Source organism: Brevundimonas sp. DC300-4 (assembly GCF_049897365.1).
In the GTDB taxonomy this organism is placed as follows: domain Bacteria; phylum Pseudomonadota; class Alphaproteobacteria; order Caulobacterales; family Caulobacteraceae; genus Brevundimonas.
The window spans coordinates 107,919-127,875 of record NZ_JAFCWC010000003.1; the positions used below are offsets into that span (position 1 = coordinate 107,919).

Below are 19,957 nucleotides of genomic sequence, written 5' to 3' on the forward strand. Positions count from 1 at the left end.
CATGGCGGCCTCGCGTCCGTCACCGGCGATCCTGGGCGCCATCCTGCTGCACGCGGGCGTGGCGGCGATGTTCCTGATCCGCTGGCCCGAGAGCGAGACCGAGATCCTGCCGACGGTGTCGTCGGTGCCGGTGTCGATCGTCTCGTCTGAAGTGATCGAGGCCGCGGCCCCCGACAATCCATCCGAGGAGCTGGTCACGGACGACGCGGCGACGGCCCCGGTCGAGGCTCCGCCCGAACCGACGCCACCCGCGCCCACGCCGCCGGCCCCGAGCCGGCCCGCGCCGCGCCCGACGCCCGCGCCGACCCCGCGTCCGACGCCGCCCCGGCCCACGCCGACCCCCACGCCGCCGCGTCCGGCGCCGCCTCGTCCGACCCCGCCTCGCACGGCGCCGACCCCGCCGCGGCCAGCGCCGCCGAGTCGCACCGAGCCGTCGCTGGATCTGGATTCCCTCGCGGGTCCGCGCCGTCCCGCGCCGACTCCGGGACCCCGCGCGCCCACGGGCCAACAGGGCGCCGGCCGCGCGCCCCAGGCCACCGGGCCTCAGCTGACCGCCATCTTCAACCAAGTCTATCCGAACTGGACCCTGCCCTGCGACATCCCGGGCGCGAACCAGTTGCGGATCGAGATGGACCTGACCCTGTCGGCCGACGGGCGGATCACGGCGGGGCCGACGTTGCGCAATCCGCGCTCCGATTCCGTCTATCGCGCCGCCGCCGACGGCGCCCTGCGCGCCATTCGTCAGACCGCGCCCTTCGACGTGCCCGCAGGGTTCCCCGGCGGCGCCTATCGCCCGGTGTTCGTCACCGAACGGGCGTGCCGGAACCGCTGATTGCGATCCTGACCATCCCTGACGCTTCGCCCGGCAAAGGTTGCCGTCCCGAAAGTCGCCCCATTCGCCGCCATGCTGGCGTTTGTCACACGGTCTGGCGATAAGGACCGGGACATTCCCGCTGCGCCTGGAGACATCGATGCGTCTGAACCTGCTTCTGAGCACCGTCGCGGCTATCGGCATAGCGGCGACCTCTTTCGCGCAGGCCCAGTCCGCCCGTGACCTGAACGGTCCGTCGCGCCAGCAGACCCAGGCCCAGCCGGCCCAGACCGGGGAACCGATCGAGGTCGAGATCGACCAGGGGGTGCTGCGTCCGTTCCAGATCGCGGTCGCGCCGTTCAGCGGCCAGAACGGCACGTCGATCGCCGACGTCCTGTCGGGAGACCTGCGGCGCTCGGGCTTCTTCGAGCCGATCAACCCGGCCAGCTTCATCGAGACCGGCCTGACCCTGGCCAATGCGCCGAACTTCCAGCAGTGGACCCAGATCGGCGCCCAGGCGGTGCTTTACGGCTCGGTCACGCCGCGCCCGGACGGCCGCAACGACTTCGGCTTCCGCCTCTACGACCCCTACCGTCAGTGCCAACTGGTCAGCTACAACTTCACCGCCACGCCGGAGCAGTGGCGCCGGATCGCGCACAAGATCGCCGATGTCGTCTATGCCCGGATGACCGGCGAGACCGGCATTTTCGACACCCGAATCATCTATGTCGCCGAGAGCGGCACCGAGCTGAACCGCCTGTCGCGCCTCGCGATCGTGGACCAGGATGGGTACAACCCCGTCTTCCTGACCGATGGCTCGGAGATCATCCTGACGCCGCGCTTTTCGTCCAACCCGGACGAGATCACCTATATGGCGCTGGGCGAGGACTACAGCCGCATCTACCTCTACAACCTGACCACGGGCCGTCGTGAAAGCCTCGGCGAGTTCGACGGCCAGGCCTTCGCGCCGCGCTATTCGCCCGATGGGTCGAAGGTCGCGTTCTCGATCATCCGTGGCGGCAATACCGATGTCTATGTGATGAACCTGCGGACGCGCCAGCTGTCGCGCCTGACCAATGATCCCGGCATCGACACCTCGCCGTCGTTTTCGCCCGACGCCTCGCGCATCGTGTTCAACTCCGACCGGACGGGGACTCCGCGGCTCTATGTCATGAACGCCGACGGGTCGAACCAGCGTCCGATCTCGCGCGGCGGCGGCAGCTATACGGCCCCGGCCTGGAGCCCGCGCGGCGACCTGATCGCCTTCACCAAGTCCGGCGGCGGCCAGTTCGGCATCGGGGTAATGGGCGTCGACGGCTCCGGCGAGCGGATGCTGAGCCGGTCCTATTTCGAGGAAGGCCCGTCCTGGGCCCCCAACGGCCGCTATCTGATGTTCTCGCGCCAGACGCGCGGCGGGAACACCAACCTGTGGATGGTTGATCTGTCCGGCCGCGTCATCGCCCAGTCTGGCTACCAGGGGCGGGGGTCCGATCCCGCCTGGTCGCCTTTGCTGGACGACAGCCCCAACAACCTCGGCGTCGGTCAGGGGGCCGACAGCTGCTCTTCGTAAAAGCCGTTCGGGGGACCCGCCCGAACAACAGTGCGTTATCGCCGGAGACGGCACAGACAAAAGCCACGGTTCGCGACCTATGCTCAAGCTTCGCAGGACCGCCAATGAGGAGATGACCCGATGATGACCGCATCCAACTTGACCAGGTTCGCATTGGTCGGTCTGGTCGCCCTTTCGATGGCCGCCTGCGCGCCCCGTCGCCCGGTGACCGGCGTGGCTGACGGCACGGGCGCACCGGCGATCGACAACCCCGCCTACCCGGGTCCCGGCAACGGCGGCATCGACGGCGGCAATATCGGTTCGGGCGCGCCCGGCTCGGAACAGGACTTTGTCGTCAACGTAGGCGACCGGATCTATTTCGACCTCGATTCCTATTCGGTCAGCCCCGAGGCCTATCCGCGCCTGGACGCCCAGGCGTCCTGGCTGGCCCGCTATCCGCAGATCACGGTCCGCATCGAGGGCAACGCCGACGAACGCGGCACGCGCGAATACAATCTGGCCCTGGGCGCCCGCCGCGCCGAATCGGTCCGCAACTATCTGATAGGTCGCGGCGTTTCGGCCGGCCGGATCGACACGATCAGCTTCGGCAAGGAGCGCCCGATCGCGGAAGGGGCCAGCGAGGACTCGTGGGCCCGCAACCGTAACGGCCACACGGCGATCGTTTCAGGCGCTCAGTAAGAAGCCTGTCTCCTCCCCGTGCGCCCGTGCGCATGGGGAGGTGTCGGCGAGCCCCTTTGCGAGCTGAAGGAGGGGTTCTGAGGAGCGGCAAGAACCCCTCCGTCTCCTTCGCTTCGCTACGGATCCACCTCCCCATGGTTCGCACGGGGAGGAGACAGATCCGCCCTTGCTCGCTCCTCCGCTGCACTGCACATAGGGTGCAGCGTGCGTGGAGGGGGCGATGGTGGATATCGATGCGGCGGGCGGTCTGGCGACCGGCGCCCTGATCGCGGGGGCGGTCGAGAAGCCGGGCGGCGTCGCAGGCGACGAGCACGCCGGGACCTTCAGCGACTGCGGCGAGCCGACCACGGCCAATTTCTGCGCCAACTGCGGCCAGCCGACCCATGTGCACCGGACCCTGCTGCACCTCGGCGAAGAGCTGTTGCACGGGGTCATGCATTTTGACGCTCGCATCTGGCGCACCCTGCCGCTGCTGGTCGCCAATCCCGGTCGGCTGACGCGCGAGTGGATCGAGGGCAAGCGGACCCGCTACGTCTCGCCCCTGGCCATCTTCCTGTTCACCGTCTTCCTGATGTTCTTCGCCCTGAGCTTCGGCGGGGCCGCCCTCATGCCGACCGAGACGCGCAGCGTGGACGAGCGGATCGCCGGCACGGAGACTGCGATCACCAACCTGCGGGCCCAGATCGCCGAGGCTGAAACCAGAAACGCAGCGGACAGCCCGGGCGCAGAGGGGGCACGGGCCGGTCTGCAGGCCGGCTTGGCGGGGGCGGAAGCCGAGCTTCAGGCGCTCAAGGAGGCGAAGGCGAGCGGCCCGCGCGCCGATGGCCTGACCGTCGGCAGCTGGCAGGCGAGCATGGCCGACATGGCCCACAACGGGAACATCCGCATCGGGCTCGGCGACAAGACAATGCAGGAGAAGATCCTGCACAAGCTCGCGAACCCCGACCTGGCCGTCTACAAATTCCAGCAGACCACCTACAAGTTCGCCTTTCTGCTGGTGCCGATGTCGATCCCGTTCCTCTGGCTGTTGTTCGCCTGGAAACGGGGGTTCACCTGGTACGACCACGGGGTGTTCGTGCTGTATTCCCTGACCTTTATGTCCATCCTGTTCATGCTGCTGGGCGTTCTGGGGCGGATGAACGGCTGGTTGGCCGGGTTTCTGAGCCTTGTCGGCGCCTTGGCGGTTCCGGCGCATATGTTCGCCCAGTTGAAGGGGACCTATGGGCTGTCGATCTGGTCGGCGCTGTGGCGGACATGCTTCCTGCTGGTCTTCTGCCTGCTGGTCTCGACCCTGTTCCTCGTGGCCATTGTCGCGCTAGGCCTCGGGGCCTGACGCCTTGCGGGCGCCGCAAAACGATGAAAGCTGTAGCGTCATGAACAGCCCATTCTCCTTCCGGAACATCGCCCTCGCGACCGTGGCCCTCGGGCTTGTCGGCGGCGCGGTCATCGCCCAGACCCAGCCCCTGCCGGCCATCCAGTGGGATGTGCGCCGCCTCGACACTCTGGACCGCAACGTCCGCCGGCTCGAGCGCGCCCTGACGCAGCGCAACAGTCAGGGCGAGCCCCTGCTGGTCGAGTCCGATCCCGAACTGATCGCCCTGCAGGGACGCGTGTCCCAGATGGATCGCCGACTGCAGGACATGGAGGCGACCGTCCAGCGCGTGAACGGCGACATCGAGCGACTGACCTTCCAGCTCGACGAGAGCGACCGTGACAATGCCGCCCTGCGCGGCCGGCTGAACGATGCGGACGCCCGCGTCGAACGGATCGAGAGCGCTGCCGAGGACGCCGCCCGAGCCGCCGCCGCCGCCGCCGAGGAGGCCGCGCGCGGGCCGCGCTCGCCGACCGGGGACGCGGTTTCCGACCTGGCCGCCGCCCGCGCCGTGACCGACCCGGCCGCCTCGCGCGCCGCTCTGGAGGCCGTGGCGACCAACTGGCCGGATACGCCGTCGGGCAAGGAAGCCGTCTGGCGCATCGGCGACATCATCCGCGCCACGGGAGACCAGGCCGGCGCGGTGCAGCAGTACGCCACCGCCCTCTCGGGCTGGCCGACCCTGCCGTGGGCCGGAGAAGTGACGTTGAAGCTCGCGCGCGGGCTGGAAGCGACGAACCGGGACGCGCAGGCCTGTGCGGCCCTGGGCGAATACGTCCGGCGCTATCAGGCGACCTCGACGCCGGCCCTGCGCGCCATAGCCACCGATACCCGCACGCGGGCAGGCTGCCGCTGAACCCGACCGAACCGACCGGGCTGGAAGGGCGGGTCGCGGCGCGGCTGGAGGCGCGGCTTCAGAAGGACGTCGATCATCCCGTGGCCCTGGCCCTGTCCGGCGGCGGGGACTCCATGGCGCTGCTGCGGATCGCGGCGGCCTGGGCCCGGGCGTCAGGCCGACGGCTGCTGGCGATCACTTTCGATCATCGGCTGAACCCCGACAGCTGCGACTGGAGCCGGCGCTGCGAGGCCGTGGCCCGGGCGTCGGGGGCGGACTGGATCGAGCGTCGCTGGGAGGGGGCGAAGCCGTCGACCGGCCTGCCCGCCGCCGCCCGCCGGGCCCGGCATGCCCTGATTGCGGAGGCCGCGCGCGAGGCGGGGGCGAAGGTCCTGCTGTTCGCCCACACCGCCGATGACATCGCCGAGGGCGACTGGATGCGGGAACGGGGCACGCCCCTGGGCCGGTTGCGGGAATGGTCGCCATCGCCAGCCTGGCCGGAGGGGCGGGGGCTGATGCTGCTGCGTCCGATGCTGGAGGAGGGGCGCGAGGCGCTGCGTGCCATTCTGCGCGAGGCCGGGGAGGACTGGATCGAGGACCCGGGGAATGCGGCGTTCGGGCGAGGGCAGGCGCGTGCAGCATTGAACCCTCTCCCGGGGGGAGAGGGCTTGAGGCTCGCAGAGCGTAGCGATGCGTCTTCAGCCGAAAGGGTGAGGGGCAGCCTTCGGCGGTTATCGCCAACCCCTCACCCTTTCGCGCAAGAACGACGACCAGCCGTCGTGCGCTCAAGCCCTCTCCCTCTGGGAGAGGGAATTGAGATCGATCGATCGATTGATGCAGCAGAGCTCGCAGCGGTGTTGCTGTGCGCATCCGGTGGCGAGGTGCCCCCGCGCGGGGATCGGCTCGAGAGGCTGGCGGAACGGTTGAATGCAGGCGAAGACTTCATCGCCACCCTCGCCGGCGCGCGGGTCGAGGCGCTGGGGGAGACGGTTATCGTCGGCCGCGAGGCGGGCGAGATGCGCCGTCGGCCAGTCGCCGAGCTCGCCCTGCACCCGGGGGTGTCCGTTGTCTGGGACGGTCGCTATGAGATCACCGGACGCGAACCCGGCTGGATCGCTGCTGCCGCGCTGGGTCGCCTGAACGCCCTGTCGAAGGCGGATCGCTCTGTCGTGGCCGCCGTCCCCGCCTGGGCGCGGGCCGCCCTGCCGGTCCTGATCCGGGACGGCGGGGGTGCGCCGGTTCTTGCATGGAGAAAGGCCGAGGTTCGCACCCTGGGACCGCGCCGTCTGAGCCTCGCCCAGTGGGCGTCCTCGGGCGAAACGACGCAGGAAAGCGACCTTGCAGGAACCATCCATGGCGAAACGCCGCCGCCTGACCTATTTTGACGACAATGACGTAACATCTGCCGGCTCACGAGGTCGGCGACGAGGATTTCAGACCAATGAACCTGCGTAACCTGGCGATCTGGGGCGTGATCATACTGGGCCTGCTGGCCGTCTATGCCGCCATCAGCCAGAATGGCGGCGCGACGATGCCCGGCCAGGCCCCCGGCGCCCAGGCGCAGGGCCGGCCCGATGCGATCACCTATTCGGAACTGGTCACTGCGGTCGAAGGCCGTCAGATCAAGGACGTTTCGGTTCGCGGCGATCAGGTCACCGGGACCTATCGCAATGACACCCGCTTCGTGACCACCACCCCCTATCCGAACGAGGGTCTGGTCGAGGCCATCCGCGCCTCGGGCGCCGAGGTGGATGTGAAGACCACGCGCCAGTCGTGGTGGCAGGGGCTGCTGATCGGCCTGCTGCCGATCCTGCTGCTGGTCGGCGTCTGGATCTTCTTCATGCGCCAGATGCAGGGCGGCGCGCGCGGGGCCATGGGCTTCGGCAAGTCCAAGGCCAAGCTGCTGACCGAGCACAAGGGTCGCAAGACCTTTGACGACGTCGCCGGCGTGGACGAGGCCAAGGAGGAGCTGCAGGAGGTCGTCGACTTCCTCAAGGACCCGGCCAAGTTCCAGAAACTGGGCGGCAAGATCCCCAAGGGCGCCCTGCTGGTGGGCCCTCCGGGTACGGGTAAGACGCTTCTGGCCCGCGCCGTCGCGGGTGAGGCGGGCGTGCCCTTCTTCTCGATCTCGGGTTCGGACTTCGTGGAGATGTTCGTCGGCGTCGGCGCCAGCCGCGTGCGCGACATGTTCGAACAGGCCAAGAAGAACGCGCCCTGCATCATCTTCATCGACGAGATCGACGCTGTCGGTCGTCACCGGGGCGCGGGTCTCGGCGGCGGCAACGACGAGCGCGAGCAGACGCTGAACCAGCTGCTGGTCGAGATGGACGGGTTCGAGGCCAACGAAGGCATCATCCTGATCGCCGCCACCAACCGTCCCGACGTGCTGGACCCGGCCCTGCTGCGTCCCGGCCGCTTCGACCGTCAGGTCGTGGTGCCGAACCCGGACGTCGCCGGTCGCGAGCGAATTCTCCGCGTGCACATGAAGGACGTGCCCCTGGCCGCCGACGTGAACACCAAGACCATCGCGCGCGGCACGCCCGGCTTCTCCGGCGCCGACCTGGCCAATCTGGTCAATGAGGCGGCCCTGATGGCGGCCCGCAAGGACCGGCGCATGGTCACCCAGCGAGACTTCGAGGACGCCAAGGACAAGGTCATGATGGGCGCCGAGCGCAAATCCATGGCCATGAACGAGGAAGAGCGCCGCCTGACCGCCTATCACGAGGGCGGCCACGCCCTGGTGGCGATGAGCGTCAAGATGGCCGACCCGGTGCACAAGGCGACCATCGTCCCGCGCGGGCAGGCGCTGGGCATGGTGATGCAGCTGCCGGAAGGCGACCGCTATTCCATGAAATACCAGCAGATGATCGATCGCATCGCCATCCTGGCCGGCGGCCGCGTCGCCGAGGAGATCATCTTCGGCAAGGACAACATCACCTCCGGCGCCTCTTCGGACATCCAGCAGGCCACCAAGCTGGCGCGCCGGATGGTGACCCAATGGGGCTTCTCCGACGTCCTGGGCACCGTGGCCTACGGCGAGAACGAGCAGGAGGTCTTCCTGGGGCACTCGGTCGCCCGCAGCCAGAACATCAGTGAAGAGACCGCGCGCACCATCGACGCCGAGGTCCGCAAACTGGTCACCTCGGGCTGGGACGAGGCGCGCCAGATCCTGACGGACCGGGCTGCCGACCTGGAGACCCTGGCCCAGGCCCTGCTGGAGTACGAGACCCTGTCGGGCGAGGAGATCAAGGATCTGCTGGAGAAGGGCGCCGCGCCGAACCGCGACGAGAACAATTTCCCCAACGCCGGTCCCTCGGTCTCCGTGCCGGTTACCCCTGTGTCGGACGGCGTCAGTGTCGTGGCCTCGGAACAGCACCCGACCGTCCACTAGGCCTCCGGAACCCCGCCTTGAGAGATCGAGGCGGGGTTCTTTCTGATGAACTAGTTTGCGATCCAAACAAGTCTGTGAGAAACGGTTTCCCAACCCGAGGGGAGATCCATCATGACCACCGACATCGACCGGCCCGAGCGGCTGCACGGCCTGGACGCCCTGAGGGCGGGCGCGCTGCTTCTGGGTGTCGTCCTGCACGCCAGCCTGGCCTTCTTTCCGCAGCAGATCTGGATCGTCGCCGACGACAGCCGGTCCATCGCCGCGGCGGGGCTGTTCTTCGCCATCCACCTGTTCCGGATGACCGCCTTCTTCCTGATCGCCGGCCTGTTCGCCCACATGATGCTGGCGCGTCGGGGGTGGCTGAGCTTTGCGAAGGACCGGGTGCTGCGGATCACGGGACCGCTGACTGCCTTCTGGTTCCCGGTCATGGTCGGCATCGTCGGAGCCCTGATCTGGACGTCCTACGTCAACGGCCTGGTCGTGCCGGGCGCTCCGCCGCCTCCGCCGCCGACCTACGACTGGACCAACGTCCCGCTGACCCATCTCTGGTTCCTATACGTGTTGACGCTGTTCTACGCGGCGGTCCTGATCCTGCGCGCGCCGTTCGCGATCCTGGACAAGGACGGCGGCTGGGGGCGGGTCGTGGACGGGGTCACCGGAGCCTTGATCGGCCCATGGACCCCGGCCGTTCTGGCCGCGCCGCTGGCCCTGGCCCTGTATCTGGACCCGAAATGGATCGCCTTCTTCGCCGTGCCGACGCCGGATGCGGGACTGGTTCCCCATACGGCGTCGCTGGTCGGGTTCGGCATGGCGTTCGGCCTGGGCTTCCTGCTGGACCGTCGGCGCGACCTGCTGAACCGGATCGCCGCCTGGACGCCGCTGTTCCTGGCCATCGCCGTGGTGTCGGGCGCCGCCGCCTACAGTCTGGCCGGCGGGCCGAAGATCACCCCCATGGTCGAGCTGACGGACGAGAAGGCGATCGCGGCAGCGGTGACGGCCCTGGCGGTCTATGCCTCGGCCTTCGCGGCCATGGGGCTGTGCCTTCGCTTCCTGTCGGGGCAAAGCGCGATCCGGCGCTATCTCGCCGACGCCTCCTACTGGGTCTACATCCTGCACCTGCCGCTGGTCATGCTGGCCCAGGTCTGGGTGCAGGACTGGGCGGGGCCGTGGTGGCTCAAGCTGGGCGGCGTGTCGCTGGGCGTCTTCGCCGTCTGCCTGATCACCTATGAGCTGCTGATCCGCCACAGCTTCATGGGCCGGTGGCTGAACGGGCGGCGCGTGCCGTGGCGCAAGGCTCGGCCCGTCGCGGCCGTTCCCGCCGAATAGCTTGCCAAGACGGACCGGCTCGTCCACCCCGGGCGCGCCGGTCGCAGATGAGAATCGCCCATGCCCTCCAAGCCCGCCAGCTCCACGAAGCCGTCCGCCGAGGCCGACCTCGCCTTCCTGCGCTCGATCGTCGAGGGCGGCGGCAAGCCGTCGATCACCATGGCCATCTGCTATCTGGCAGGGGGCTTGCTCTACGGGATCCAGTGTCTGTTCCACATCGGCCAGATCTTCGGCGTGATCCGCTGGCCGGACCTGGCCAACCTGGCCTTCGTTATCGGCATCACCATCGCGGTCTGCGCCACGATCGCCTGGGCCTCGATCCGTGACATGCGCAAGGGCGGCGGCAATCGCGGGCCGCTCGCGACGCGGACGCTGAACGCGGGCTTCTCCAGCGCGGGCATGGTCAATCTGGCCATGATCATCATCTTCGGCGTCGGGGCGTGGCGGGACAACGACTTCGCCCTCTGGCTCTACTATCCGGCCGTGGTGTTCGGGCTGCAGGCTGCGGCGTGGTCGGTCGCCTGGGTGCTGAAGAAGAAGGCGTGGATGCTGGCGACGGCGGCGGGCGGTTGGCTGACGGCGGTGGCGCTGGGGCTGCTGGTGCGCCAGCCGGACCAGTATCTCTATGTCTGCACAGCCGCCCTGTTCCTGCTGTTCGCCCTGCCGGGCTGGATCATGATGCGGGAAGCCCAGAGCAAGGCCGCCTGACTCCATGGCCCTGACCGATCTTGGCCGGATCGACGAGGTCATCCACGGCCGCATGCGGCTGGGGATCATGGTCTATCTGGCCGACGTAGAGACCGCCGACTTCACCGAGCTGAAGACGGTGCTGGAGGCGACCCAGGGCAATCTGTCGGTCCATCTGAAGAAGCTGGATGAGGCCGGCTATGTCGCGATTGACAAGAGCTTCCAGAACAACAAGCCCTTGACCCGCGTCACCCTGACCCCCTCTGGCCGAAAGGCTTTCGCCGCCTATCTTGAAGCCCTGGGCGGACTGATCGGAAAGAGGGACTGATGGCGCCGCAGAAAAGGGCCGGGAACAGCGCATGAGTTCGATCCGGCCCCGTGTCATGGGCATCCTGAACGTCACTCCGGACAGTTTCTCCGACGGGGGCCTGCACGCCTCGGTCGAAGGCGGCCTGGCCCAGGCGATGCGGCTGATCGGCGACGGGGCGGACATCCTCGACATCGGCGGAGAATCCACGCGGCCGGGGGCCGAACCGGTCGCTGTGCACGAGGAGATCGCGCGGACGGCGCCGGTGATCGCGGCGGTGCACGCGCGCTGGCACGGGCCGATCTCGATCGACACGATGAAGCCCGAGGCGGCCCGGGCGGCGGTCGCGGCGGGGGCGACGATCTGGAACGACGTGACGGCGCTGACGTATTCCCCTGATGCGCCGGAGGTCGCGGCGGAACTGGGCTGCGACGTCGTCCTGATGCACATGCTGGGCGAACCGCGCAGCATGCAGGTCGAGCCGCGCTATGCCGACGTAGTCGCCGAGGTGCGCGACTATCTGGCCGGCCGGGCCGAGGCGGCGATGGCGGCGGGGGTGGGGCGCGAGAAGATCACGCTCGATCCCGGCATCGGCTTCGGCAAGACGATCGAGCACAATCTGGCGCTGATCGCCGGATTGGGAACGCTGGCGGAGCTGGGGTTCCCGGTGCTGCTGGGGGCCAGTCGCAAGCGCATGATCCGGAACATCGACCCGTCGGCGACGGAGGCGGGCGACCGGCTGGGCGGCTCGATCGCCCTCGCGCTGGAAGGCGCCCGTCGCGGTGCGTCGGTGATCCGAGTCCACGATGTGCGTGAAACGGTGCAGGCCCTGGCGGTTCAGGCAGCGGTGGCGGCCGCCGCCTGGTAGAGGGCGGGCCTTGCCGATTCCGCGCCGGTGACGCATCCAGCCGCCATGTCACAATCATCTTCCTTCCTCGGCCGCGTCCTGATCATCGCAGGTTCGGATTCCGGCGGCGGGGCGGGAATTCAGGCCGACATCAAGGCCGTGACCGCCATGGGCGGCTATGCGGCGACATCGATCACCGCAATCACGGTGCAGAACACGCTCGGCGTACACGGCGTGCACCCCTTGCCGCTGGATCTGATCGAAGCGCAGGCGCGGGCGGTGCTGGACGACATCGGGGCCGACGCGATCAAGACCGGCATGCTGGGCTCGGTGGCGGTGGTCGAGCGGGTCGCAGCCATTCTCGATACGTCGCGTGCGCCGGTCGTGGTCGATCCGGTCATGGTGGCCAAGGGCGGCGCGGCCCTGCTGGACAACGACGCGGTGCAGGCGGTGCGAAGCCTGATGATCCCGCGCGCGACCCTGCTGACCCCCAATGCGCTGGAGGCCGAGGCCCTGACCGGGATCGCGGTTGAGGACCTGGAGGGGCAGCGTCGGGCAGGGGCGGCGCTGCTGGAGCTCGGAGCCCGGGCGGTGCTGATGAAGGGGGGCCATGTGCCGGGGGAGACCGTCGTCGATCTGCTGGTCACGCCATCGGGTGAGACCCTGCTGGAGGGGCCCCGCCTCGAAACGACCTCGACCCACGGCACCGGCTGCAGCCTGGCCAGCGCGATCGCGGCGGGTCTGGCTCAGGGCCGGCCGCTGGAGGTCGCGGTGGCCGAGGCCTGGGCCTATGTCTCCGAGGCGATCCGGCGCGCCCCCGGCCTGGGCCATGGCCACGGCCCGCTGGATCATGGCTGGCCCCTGAGGGACGCGCGATGAGCGATCTTGAGACGCGGCTGGTCGAGATCGTCCGGGCGGACGCCGACCTGATGCATGTGCTGACGACTGTGCGCGGGCTGGACCTGCCTGACTGGCGTGTCTTTTCCGGCGCGGTCTATCAGTCGGTGTGGAACGCACTGACGGGCCGGCCCGTGGGGTATGGCCGCAAGGATTTCGACCTCGGCTATTTCGATCCGGACACATCGTGGGACGCGGAGGACGGGGTCATAAAGCGGGTCGCGGCGGCCTTCGACGAGCCCTTCCGCAGTGATGTCGAGGTGCGGAACCAGGCGCGGGTGCATCTGTGGTTCCATGACCGGTTCGGCGAGGACTATGAGCCGCTGCCGAATACCGACGCGGCCCTGGAGCGGTTCGTGGCGCCGGCCTTCGGGATCGGGGTGCGGCTGGAGGACGACGATACGATCAGCGTCGCCGCGCCGTTCGGGCTTCAGGACGTGTTCGACATGGTCATCCGGCCCAATCCGAACCGGCCGCTGGCCCGGGGTTGGGGCAAGGTCGTCGCCAGCGCCCGCTCGCGCTGGCCCGAGCTTCAGGTCGCCGGCGACAACACCGGATAGATATCCCGGTCGACGCGCTCCATATGCCGCAGAGGGTCCGCGGCTTCGAAGCCGTATTGCGAATAGAGGCCGTGGGCGTCAGCGGTGGCGAGGCCCCAGCGACGCAGATCCTGCAGTCGGGAATCGCCGAGAATCTCCTGCATCAGCTGCTTGCCCAGACCCCGGCCGCGCGCCCGCTCGTCGACGAATACGTCGCACAGCCAGGCGAAGGTGGCCTGATCCGTGATGACGCGGGCGAAGGCGAGCAGGTCTCCGTCCTCGACCAGACCAAAGCAGAGCGAACCGCGACAGGCCCGCTCGAACGTGGTCCACGGAATGCGGGCGCCCCAGTAGCTTTCCTCGGCGATCCAACGCCAGGCCGTGCGCAGGCGGGCCTCGTTGAAATCAGTGGTCAGGGCGGCGGTCATGGGCGGGTCCGTCTGGTCTCACCTCGCGTCCTAGCTTAAGCTCGGCGGTATGCGCCAGTGGACCGTCGACGCCTTCGCCGAACGCCCGTTCATGGGCAACCCTGCCGCCGTGCTTCAGCCGCTGGACACCTGGCCTGACACCGGGTGGATGCAGTCGCTGGCGGCGGAGAACAATCACTCGGAGACCGCCTTTCTGCGCAGCACGGCCGATCGGGCGCGTTTCGACCTGCGCTGGTTCACTCCGACAGTGGAGGTGTCCCTGTGCGGTCACGCCACCCTGGCGGCGGCGCATGTGCTGTGGCGCGAGCTGGGTGTGGAGGCGCGTCAACTGACCTTCGACACCGCGTCGGGCCCGCTGACTGTGGGGCGGTTCGGCGAGGGTTACGAAATGAACTTTCCGGCTGATCCGCTGACCCGGGTAGAGACGCCGGTGGGGCTGGCCAAGGCCCTCGGCGCCGCGCCGGTCGAGGTCTGGGCCAGTCGATACCTGATCGCGGTCATGGCGGATGCGGCGACGGTGCGCGGCCTGACCCCGGACATTCCGGCCCTGCTGACGTTCGGCGACGGGGCGATGGAGCGGGGACAGGTGATCGCTGCGGCCCTGTCGGATGACGGGGTCGATGTCGTGGATCGGTTTTTCGGACCCGGCTGCGGAATCGACGAGGATCCGGCGACCGGCTCTGCCCGGTGCGGCCTGGCGCCCCTGTTCGCGATGAAGCTCGATCGGAGCAACGTCACCTTCGAACAGGCCTATCCCGGGCGGGGCGCGCGGTTCGAGACCGAGCTTGCGGGCGACCGGGTGCTGATCCGCGGGCATGCCGTGACCGTCATGGGGTCGGTGTTGCGATTCTGATCCACGTACGGAAAGGGGGCGCGACCCTTTCGGACCACGCCCCCCGCCTTGCGAGCGACCGTGTCTTCGGCACAGCCGCCCGAAGCTCACGAACCGTTAGTGGCGACGATTGTCGCGGTCGCGGCGTTGCTCGCGGATCGAGGCCGACAGACGGTCAAAACGACGATCAAGGTCGGTCCGTTCCCAGGCCGTCAGGCCGCCGCGACGGTAATTCGCCTCCAGGCGCAGCAGGGCGTTGAACTCGCTGCGGACGCGGGTCGCCTCGCGGCGGCTCAACTGGCCGTTGCGGACGCCCTGATCGATGCGGCGGTCCAGATTGGCCTGACGCACGTTGATCGACTGCCAGCCGCCGTAGGCGCCGCGATTGTCGTTCTGGTGCTGGCCGGGACGATTGTAGTTCTGGGCCGCAGCCGGCAGGGCGGCGGCCGAGACCGCGGCGAGGACGAGGGCGGGAACAAGCATCTTCTTCATCATCGGATCTCTCCATCTCAGATCGCCACAACCGCGATCGGCTGCGTTGACCTGATGAAAGCTGATCGCCACTGAGCCGATCCTGAACGGACCGGGTCAGGTTCCGTTCATCCCCTGCGAGAGGCCCGTTTCCCCGGAAGTTAAACGTCCCTAAGCTTCGTGTTCAGCCGCCGTTCAGAGCGCCGGCCTCATAAGACGCCCCATGACCCGCCTGTCCGTCCTCCTTCTGTCCGTCCTGATCGCCGCAGCGCCGCTGAGCGCCGCGAACGCGCAGGACCGTGGCAACCGTGGCGATCGCGATCGCGGTGGGGACAGGAGCGGGCAGGAGTTCCAGCGTGAGCCGCGTCGCATCAGCGAGGCGGAGGCCCAGGGGATTGCCCAGTCGCGCGCCAGAGGCGCCCGCTTCGTCGGCTCGCTGGGCCTGCGCGGCAACAGCTATGTCTTCCGCTTCGAGCGCGACGGTCAGATCATCGACATCTCAGTCGACTCGCGCGGCTGACGGACACGAGGGACCAACACGATGCGAGTTCTCCTGGTCGAAGACGACGCCGACCTGTCGCGCCAGCTGAAGCAGGCGCTGGGCGACGCCGGCTATGCGGTCGATCACGCCGCCGACGGCGAGGAAGCCCATTTCCTGGGCGACACTGAACCCTATGACGTGGTGGTACTGGACCTGGGCCTGCCCAAGATCGACGGCGTGTCGGTGCTGGAACGCTGGCGTCGCGACGGCAAGGCGACGCCGGTCCTGATCCTGACCGCGCGCGGCGCCTGGTCGGACAAGGTTGCGGGCTTCGACGCCGGGGCCGACGACTATCTGACCAAGCCCTTCCATACCGAGGAACTGCTGGCGCGCCTGAGGGCCCTGCTGCGGCGGTCTGCAGGAATCGCCTCGGCGACCCTGGCCTGCGGCGGGCTGCGGCTGGATCCGCGCGCGGCGCGTGCGACAGTCAACGGCGAGCCCTTGCGGCTGACGTCGCTTGAGTACCGGCTGCTTCACTACATGATGATGCACCAGGGTCGGGTGATCAGCCGCACCGAACTGGTGGAGCACCTTTACGACCAGGACTTTGACCGGGATTCCAACACCATAGAGGTCTTCATCGGCCGGCTGCGCAAGAAGGTCGGGGCGGACCGGATCGAGACCGTGCGCGGCCTCGGCTATCGCCTGACGCCGCTCGCCGGGGAGTCCGAGGCGGCGTGACAGAGACGCCGGCGGTTCCAAAACCGTCCTGGGGACGCTGGTTCGGCCGGCCGGGCCGCAGCCTCACGCGCCGTCTGATCTGGCTCGCCTCGGCCTGGATCATCGTCGCCCTGATGTTAACCGGCTGGATGCTGACCAGCCAGTATCGCGAGAGCGCCCTTCGCCGTCTGGACAATCAGCTGAGCGCCGTGATCGACGACGTGGTCATCGCCAGCGTCATGACGCCCGACGGCCTGAGAGTCGCCGAGATCAAGGACGCCCCGACGCTGCGCGGCCTGTCCGGAAAATACTGGATGGTCGGAGAGGTGGACGCCGAGGGCGGCTTCGCCGTGCTGGCGAAGTCTCCGTCCCTGGCGGGTGAGAGCCTGTACGTCGATCCGGAATTGCCCGAGCGGCTGCGGGCGGCGATGGGGGCGACCCTCAGCTACAACGATCCCGGCATCCTGGCGGACGGGACCCAGCCATTGCAGATCGCGTCCAGCATGAAGTCGCTGAACGGACGGCCGTTCGTTTTCATGGCGGGTCTCGACCGGTCCGAGATCGATGTCGATACCCGCCAGTTCGCGACCTTCACCTGGACTGCGCTGCTGATCCTGGGGATCGGCCTGGTCATCGCCGTCTTCCTGCAGGTCCAGATCGGGCTGAGGCCGCTGTTCGATCTGCGCGTCGAGATCGCCAATGTACGCAAGGGCAAGGCCGCCCGGATCGAGAAGGACTATCCGACCGAGATCCAGCCCCTGGCCGAACAGGTCAACCGCCTGCTGGACCACAATCAGGAAGTCGTCGAGCGCCAGCGCACCCACGTCGGCAACCTGGCCCATGCGCTGAAGACGCCGCTATCGGTCATGCTGGCCGAGGCCGGGACCGACGCAGGGCCGTTGGCCGATATAGTCCGGCGTCAGTCCGAGGTGATGAAGGGCCAGGTCGACCACCACCTGCGCCGCGCCCGCGCCGCCGCCCGCGCCGCCCACGGCCTGGGCGAAAAGACGCCGGTGGGCGAGGTGATCGACGAACTGGCGGTCATGCTGGAGCGGGTGTTCCAGTCGAAGGACGTGGAGATCGACTGGCGCGCACCCGACGACCTGGCCTTCCTCGGTGAGCGTCAGGACCTGCAGGAGATCCTCGGCAATCTGATGGAGAATGCCTGCAAATGGTCGACGCGCCGGGTGCGGGTCTCCGCCGGCGCCAGCGGCCTGGGCCAGATGATCGCCGTGGTCGAGGACGATGGACCGGGTGTCCCGGCCGATCAGCGCGACGGCATGCTGAAGCGGGGCGCCCGTCTGGACGAGGATGCGCCGGGGTCGGGTCTGGGACTGGCCATCGTCGACGACCTGACCCGCGCCTATGGCGGCCGGCTGACGCTGGCGGCCAGCGATCTGGGCGGGCTCAAGGCCGTGCTTGAACTGCCCGCAGCCGAGTCCTGAGACTGCGGGGCCGGAATCTCCGCTTCCGGAATCTTAACCTCGCGCCTTCACCGTGTTTCCTGGCCGCCGTTTCGCGGTTGACGGAGTGTGGCATGGCCGAGCTTTCGGTCGCGCAGCGTGCAGTGCTCGCCCAGATGCTGGAGCGTGTGCCCGACCGCGTGTTGACGATCCTTTCGGGCGCCGTCGCCCAGATGCCCGGAGAGCGTGCCGCCGCGCTCAGCATCATGCTGGCTGACGAAAGCATCGACCGCCGCCGCCGCGCCATCGCCTTCGCCCCCCTGTTGCCGATGTTTCAGCGGCGCCCCGACGGTGTCGAATCTCTGACCTTCCCGGCCGGCGTGCTGCCTCGCCTGTGGAAGGCGGCCTCGAGCGTGGAGCCAGAGCTGCTGCTGGCGCTCGACGACTATCGTCCGATCGAGGAAAATCCGAAGATGTGCGCGGTCGCCGACCGCATCTGCGTGGCCGCCGCTGCCGCCGTGCGCGACAAGCCGGAGGTCGTCTGGCCGTCGAACGGCAGCGACGATGCGGCCCGCATCAAGGGGCTGGACGAACTGGCCCTGTGCTTTGACCTGGCGGCCATGGCCCGGCGCGGCCTGCTGAACCTGCCCGACCTGATCCTGAGACCGACGGGCGACCAACTGGCGGAGCTGCGGCTGTTGATCCGGGACTGCGCCGAGATCACCGTCGATGGCGGGCCGCGCATGCTGGAGATCATGTTCGCCCACCTGGGCGACGCCTCCCTGATCCTGCGGCTGGTGGTGCATTCGTCTCATGCGGCGGCCAAGGAAGGCTTCCTTTCGGAATCGGAAATGGCCGGTTTCGTCAATCGCCTGATCGCCGAGGTCGAGGCTCGCATCACCCGCATCGCCTCCTACAAGCCGGGCGCCAAGGCAGACCCCGGCCCCGGGGTGCGCACCGACATCGCCTGGTGCGCCGAGACCCTGGGCGAGCTGGACGCCACGCTGAAACTGGATCCCGAGGGGGACTGGGGCAAGCAGGCGCGGGAGGCCCGTGACCGGATCAACGGCGCCCTGTCCAAGTCGCTCCGATCTCTGGACAAGGCGCTGGACCGGCTGATGCCGTCCAAGGCGGTCAAGACCACGGGCCGCATGACCCGTCAGGCGCCCGATCTGGAGGCCGAGGCGCCGCCGCTGGAGGCCGTTCAGGCCGCGATCGTCCTGCTGACCCTGCTGGGCGCTATCCGCACGGCGGCCCAGGTCTTCGGCTGCGAATCCTTGCGCTATCAGCTGGTGCAGTCGGTGACCGAGCGGGTCACCGTCTATGTCGATCAGGTCGTCGAGGCGGTGAACGCCGGCGATGCGCCGGATCAGCGGAAGTCGCTCGCCCTGGTCGAGACCCTGGCCAAATGCCTGTTGCTGATCGAGGCGACCGACGCGGCCCGCACCGCCCGCCGCCGTGCCGCCGCCGCCGGCGCCCGCCCGTCGTCCGCTGCGACGCAGGAGCGCTCGCCCCGGGCCGCCTGATCCGCTAATCAGGGCGGATGATCGTTTTCTGGACCCTGGCCGGACTCGCCACGGCGCTGGCCGGGCTGCTGGTGTTGAGCGTGGCCCGGCGCCGCGCGGACCATGAGCCGCCCCTGTCTGACACCGGCGCGGCCGAGCTGGCCGAGCTGGATCGCCTCAAATCGCGAGGTTTGCTGGACGAGGACGCCTGGGCCGCCGCACGGGCCGAGGCGGGACGACGGCTGCTGACGAGCGCGTCGCCGGACGCCGTGCCTCGCGTTGGCGGGCGGGACCGGACGATCGTTCTGGTCGGGCTGGTCGGGGCGGTCGCGGCGACTCTGGGCCTGTATCTCGTCTTCGGCGACCCGGGACTGCCGGACCAGCCCTATGAGCGCCGGATCGACGAATGGGCCTCCAGCCCGGAGACCCTCGACGCGCCCCGGATCGCCGCCGTGCTCGGCCGGGCGGTCGAACGCGAGCCGGACAACCGCACCGCCCTGATCATGCTGGGCGCGGCCCGGTTCGAGGCCGGTGATCCCATCGGCGCGTCCTCGGCCTTCCGTCGGGCTCTGGCGCTGGATGCGAACGACGCCACCAGCTGGTCCCGTCTGGGCGAAAGTCTGGTGCGGGCGCAGGACGGGGAGGTCGGTGTGGACGCCGAGGCGGCCTTCACCCGCGCGCTTTCCCTCGACCCGGACCAGTTGGGCGCGCGCTATTTCGTCGGTGAAGCGGCCCTAGCCCGGGGCGATGTGGCGAAGGCGCGCGAGGTCTGGGCGCCCCTGATCGCCGTGCTGGATCCGGCCGATCCGCGCCGGACCGATCTGGTCAGTCGCCTGGACGCGGCCGCATGACCCGTT

21 protein-coding genes are annotated in these 19,957 nt (G+C 68.8%); 19 read left to right on the top strand and 2 right to left on the bottom strand.

The features are described from left to right. Position 1 precedes the first annotated feature (1 nt). From ACP7AZ_RS06245 to ACP7AZ_RS06305, 13 genes are all read left to right on the top strand, one after another. Entirely contained in the window at positions 2-832 is an 831-nt protein-coding gene (locus tag ACP7AZ_RS06245; RefSeq protein WP_426037127.1) for a hypothetical protein, read from the top strand. A 139-nt stretch (positions 833-971) separates the two neighbouring features. Further along, complete coding sequence (tolB, locus tag ACP7AZ_RS06250) at positions 972-2,381, top strand: Tol-Pal system beta propeller repeat protein TolB (protein ID WP_426037129.1); 1,410 nt, start codon at positions 972-974, stop codon at positions 2,379-2,381. Positions 2,382-2,504: 123 nt separating this feature from the next. Continuing rightward, positions 2,505-3,059 carry a peptidoglycan-associated lipoprotein Pal gene (gene pal, locus ACP7AZ_RS06255; RefSeq protein ID WP_426037726.1) on the top strand — a complete coding sequence of 185 codons (555 nt, stop codon included), beginning with the start codon at positions 2,505-2,507 and terminating at the stop codon, positions 3,057-3,059. Positions 3,060-3,279: 220 nt separating this feature from the next. Further along, positions 3,280-4,392: a DUF3667 domain-containing protein gene (locus tag ACP7AZ_RS06260; protein ID WP_426037131.1), complete on the top strand. Its 1,113-nt coding sequence runs from the start codon at positions 3,280-3,282 to the stop codon at positions 4,390-4,392. A gap of 40 nt (positions 4,393-4,432) precedes the next feature. Next, entirely contained in the window at positions 4,433-5,287 is an 855-nt protein-coding gene (locus ACP7AZ_RS06265) for a tol-pal system protein (RefSeq protein WP_426037133.1), read from the top strand. A gap of 80 nt (positions 5,288-5,367) precedes the next feature. Then, positions 5,368-6,651, top strand: a complete 1,284-nt coding sequence (gene tilS, locus ACP7AZ_RS06270) for a tRNA lysidine(34) synthetase TilS (protein ID WP_426037135.1) — start codon at positions 5,368-5,370, stop codon at positions 6,649-6,651. 56 nt (positions 6,652-6,707) lie between these two features. Continuing rightward, entirely contained in the window at positions 6,708-8,657 is a 1,950-nt protein-coding gene (ftsH, locus tag ACP7AZ_RS06275) for an ATP-dependent zinc metalloprotease FtsH (RefSeq protein WP_426037137.1), read from the top strand. 111 nt (positions 8,658-8,768) lie between these two features. Then, positions 8,769-9,983: an acyltransferase family protein gene (locus ACP7AZ_RS06280; protein ID WP_426037139.1), complete on the top strand. Its 1,215-nt coding sequence runs from the start codon at positions 8,769-8,771 to the stop codon at positions 9,981-9,983. A 60-nt stretch (positions 9,984-10,043) separates the two neighbouring features. Beyond that, positions 10,044-10,691, top strand: a complete 648-nt coding sequence (locus ACP7AZ_RS06285; protein WP_426037141.1) for a hypothetical protein — start codon at positions 10,044-10,046, stop codon at positions 10,689-10,691. A 4-nt stretch (positions 10,692-10,695) separates the two neighbouring features. After that, complete coding sequence (locus ACP7AZ_RS06290; protein ID WP_303694190.1) at positions 10,696-10,998, top strand: winged helix-turn-helix domain-containing protein; 303 nt, start codon at positions 10,696-10,698, stop codon at positions 10,996-10,998. Between the two features lie 31 nt (positions 10,999-11,029). Next, positions 11,030-11,845 carry a dihydropteroate synthase gene (gene folP / locus ACP7AZ_RS06295; RefSeq protein WP_426037143.1) on the top strand — a complete coding sequence of 272 codons (816 nt, stop codon included), beginning with the start codon at positions 11,030-11,032 and terminating at the stop codon, positions 11,843-11,845. A 45-nt stretch (positions 11,846-11,890) separates the two neighbouring features. After that, positions 11,891-12,703 (top strand): bifunctional hydroxymethylpyrimidine kinase/phosphomethylpyrimidine kinase, encoded by an 813-nt coding sequence (gene thiD, locus ACP7AZ_RS06300; protein ID WP_426037145.1) that lies wholly within the window; start codon positions 11,891-11,893, stop codon positions 12,701-12,703. After that, on the top strand, positions 12,700-13,281 hold the full coding sequence (locus tag ACP7AZ_RS06305; protein WP_426037147.1) for a nucleotidyltransferase family protein: 582 nt from the start codon (positions 12,700-12,702) through the stop codon (positions 13,279-13,281). The genes thiD and ACP7AZ_RS06305 overlap by 4 nt, the downstream gene beginning before the upstream one ends. Here the strand turns inward: ACP7AZ_RS06305 and ACP7AZ_RS06310 are convergent. Further along, positions 13,254-13,688 (bottom strand): GNAT family N-acetyltransferase, encoded by a 435-nt coding sequence (locus ACP7AZ_RS06310; protein WP_426037149.1) that lies wholly within the window; start codon positions 13,686-13,688, stop codon positions 13,254-13,256. The two genes, ACP7AZ_RS06305 and ACP7AZ_RS06310, sit on opposite strands and share 28 nt — an antisense overlap. Before the next feature lie 49 nt (positions 13,689-13,737). Here ACP7AZ_RS06310 and ACP7AZ_RS06315 point away from each other — a divergent pair, with 49 nt between their 5' ends. Beyond that, positions 13,738-14,541, top strand: coding sequence for a PhzF family phenazine biosynthesis protein (locus ACP7AZ_RS06315; RefSeq protein WP_426037151.1), 804 nt, complete (start codon positions 13,738-13,740; stop codon positions 14,539-14,541). A gap of 96 nt (positions 14,542-14,637) precedes the next feature. On the opposite strand, the gene ACP7AZ_RS06320 is transcribed toward ACP7AZ_RS06315, so the two are convergent. Next, positions 14,638-15,015: a hypothetical protein gene (locus ACP7AZ_RS06320; RefSeq protein ID WP_426037153.1), complete on the bottom strand. Its 378-nt coding sequence runs from the start codon at positions 15,013-15,015 to the stop codon at positions 14,638-14,640. Positions 15,016-15,214: 199 nt separating this feature from the next. Between ACP7AZ_RS06320 and ACP7AZ_RS06325 the strand changes: the two genes are divergently transcribed. The 5 genes from ACP7AZ_RS06325 (at position 15,215) to ccmI (ending at position 19,951) form a co-directional block, all read left to right on the top strand. Beyond that, a complete protein-coding gene (locus ACP7AZ_RS06325) occupies positions 15,215-15,511 on the top strand; it encodes a hypothetical protein (RefSeq protein ID WP_426037155.1) in 297 nt (98 codons plus the stop codon). 21 nt (positions 15,512-15,532) lie between these two features. After that, on the top strand, positions 15,533-16,213 hold the full coding sequence (locus ACP7AZ_RS06330; protein WP_426037157.1) for a response regulator transcription factor: 681 nt from the start codon (positions 15,533-15,535) through the stop codon (positions 16,211-16,213). Next, a complete protein-coding gene (locus ACP7AZ_RS06335) occupies positions 16,210-17,637 on the top strand; it encodes a sensor histidine kinase (protein ID WP_426037159.1) in 1,428 nt (475 codons plus the stop codon). Before ACP7AZ_RS06330 ends, ACP7AZ_RS06335 begins: the two co-directional genes overlap by 4 nt. Before the next feature lie 92 nt (positions 17,638-17,729). Further along, positions 17,730-19,121, top strand: coding sequence for a hypothetical protein (locus ACP7AZ_RS06340; RefSeq protein ID WP_426037161.1), 1,392 nt, complete (start codon positions 17,730-17,732; stop codon positions 19,119-19,121). Between the two features lie 17 nt (positions 19,122-19,138). Then, positions 19,139-19,951: a c-type cytochrome biogenesis protein CcmI gene (gene ccmI / locus ACP7AZ_RS06345; RefSeq protein ID WP_426037163.1), complete on the top strand. Its 813-nt coding sequence runs from the start codon at positions 19,139-19,141 to the stop codon at positions 19,949-19,951. Positions 19,952-19,957 lie beyond the last annotated feature (6 nt).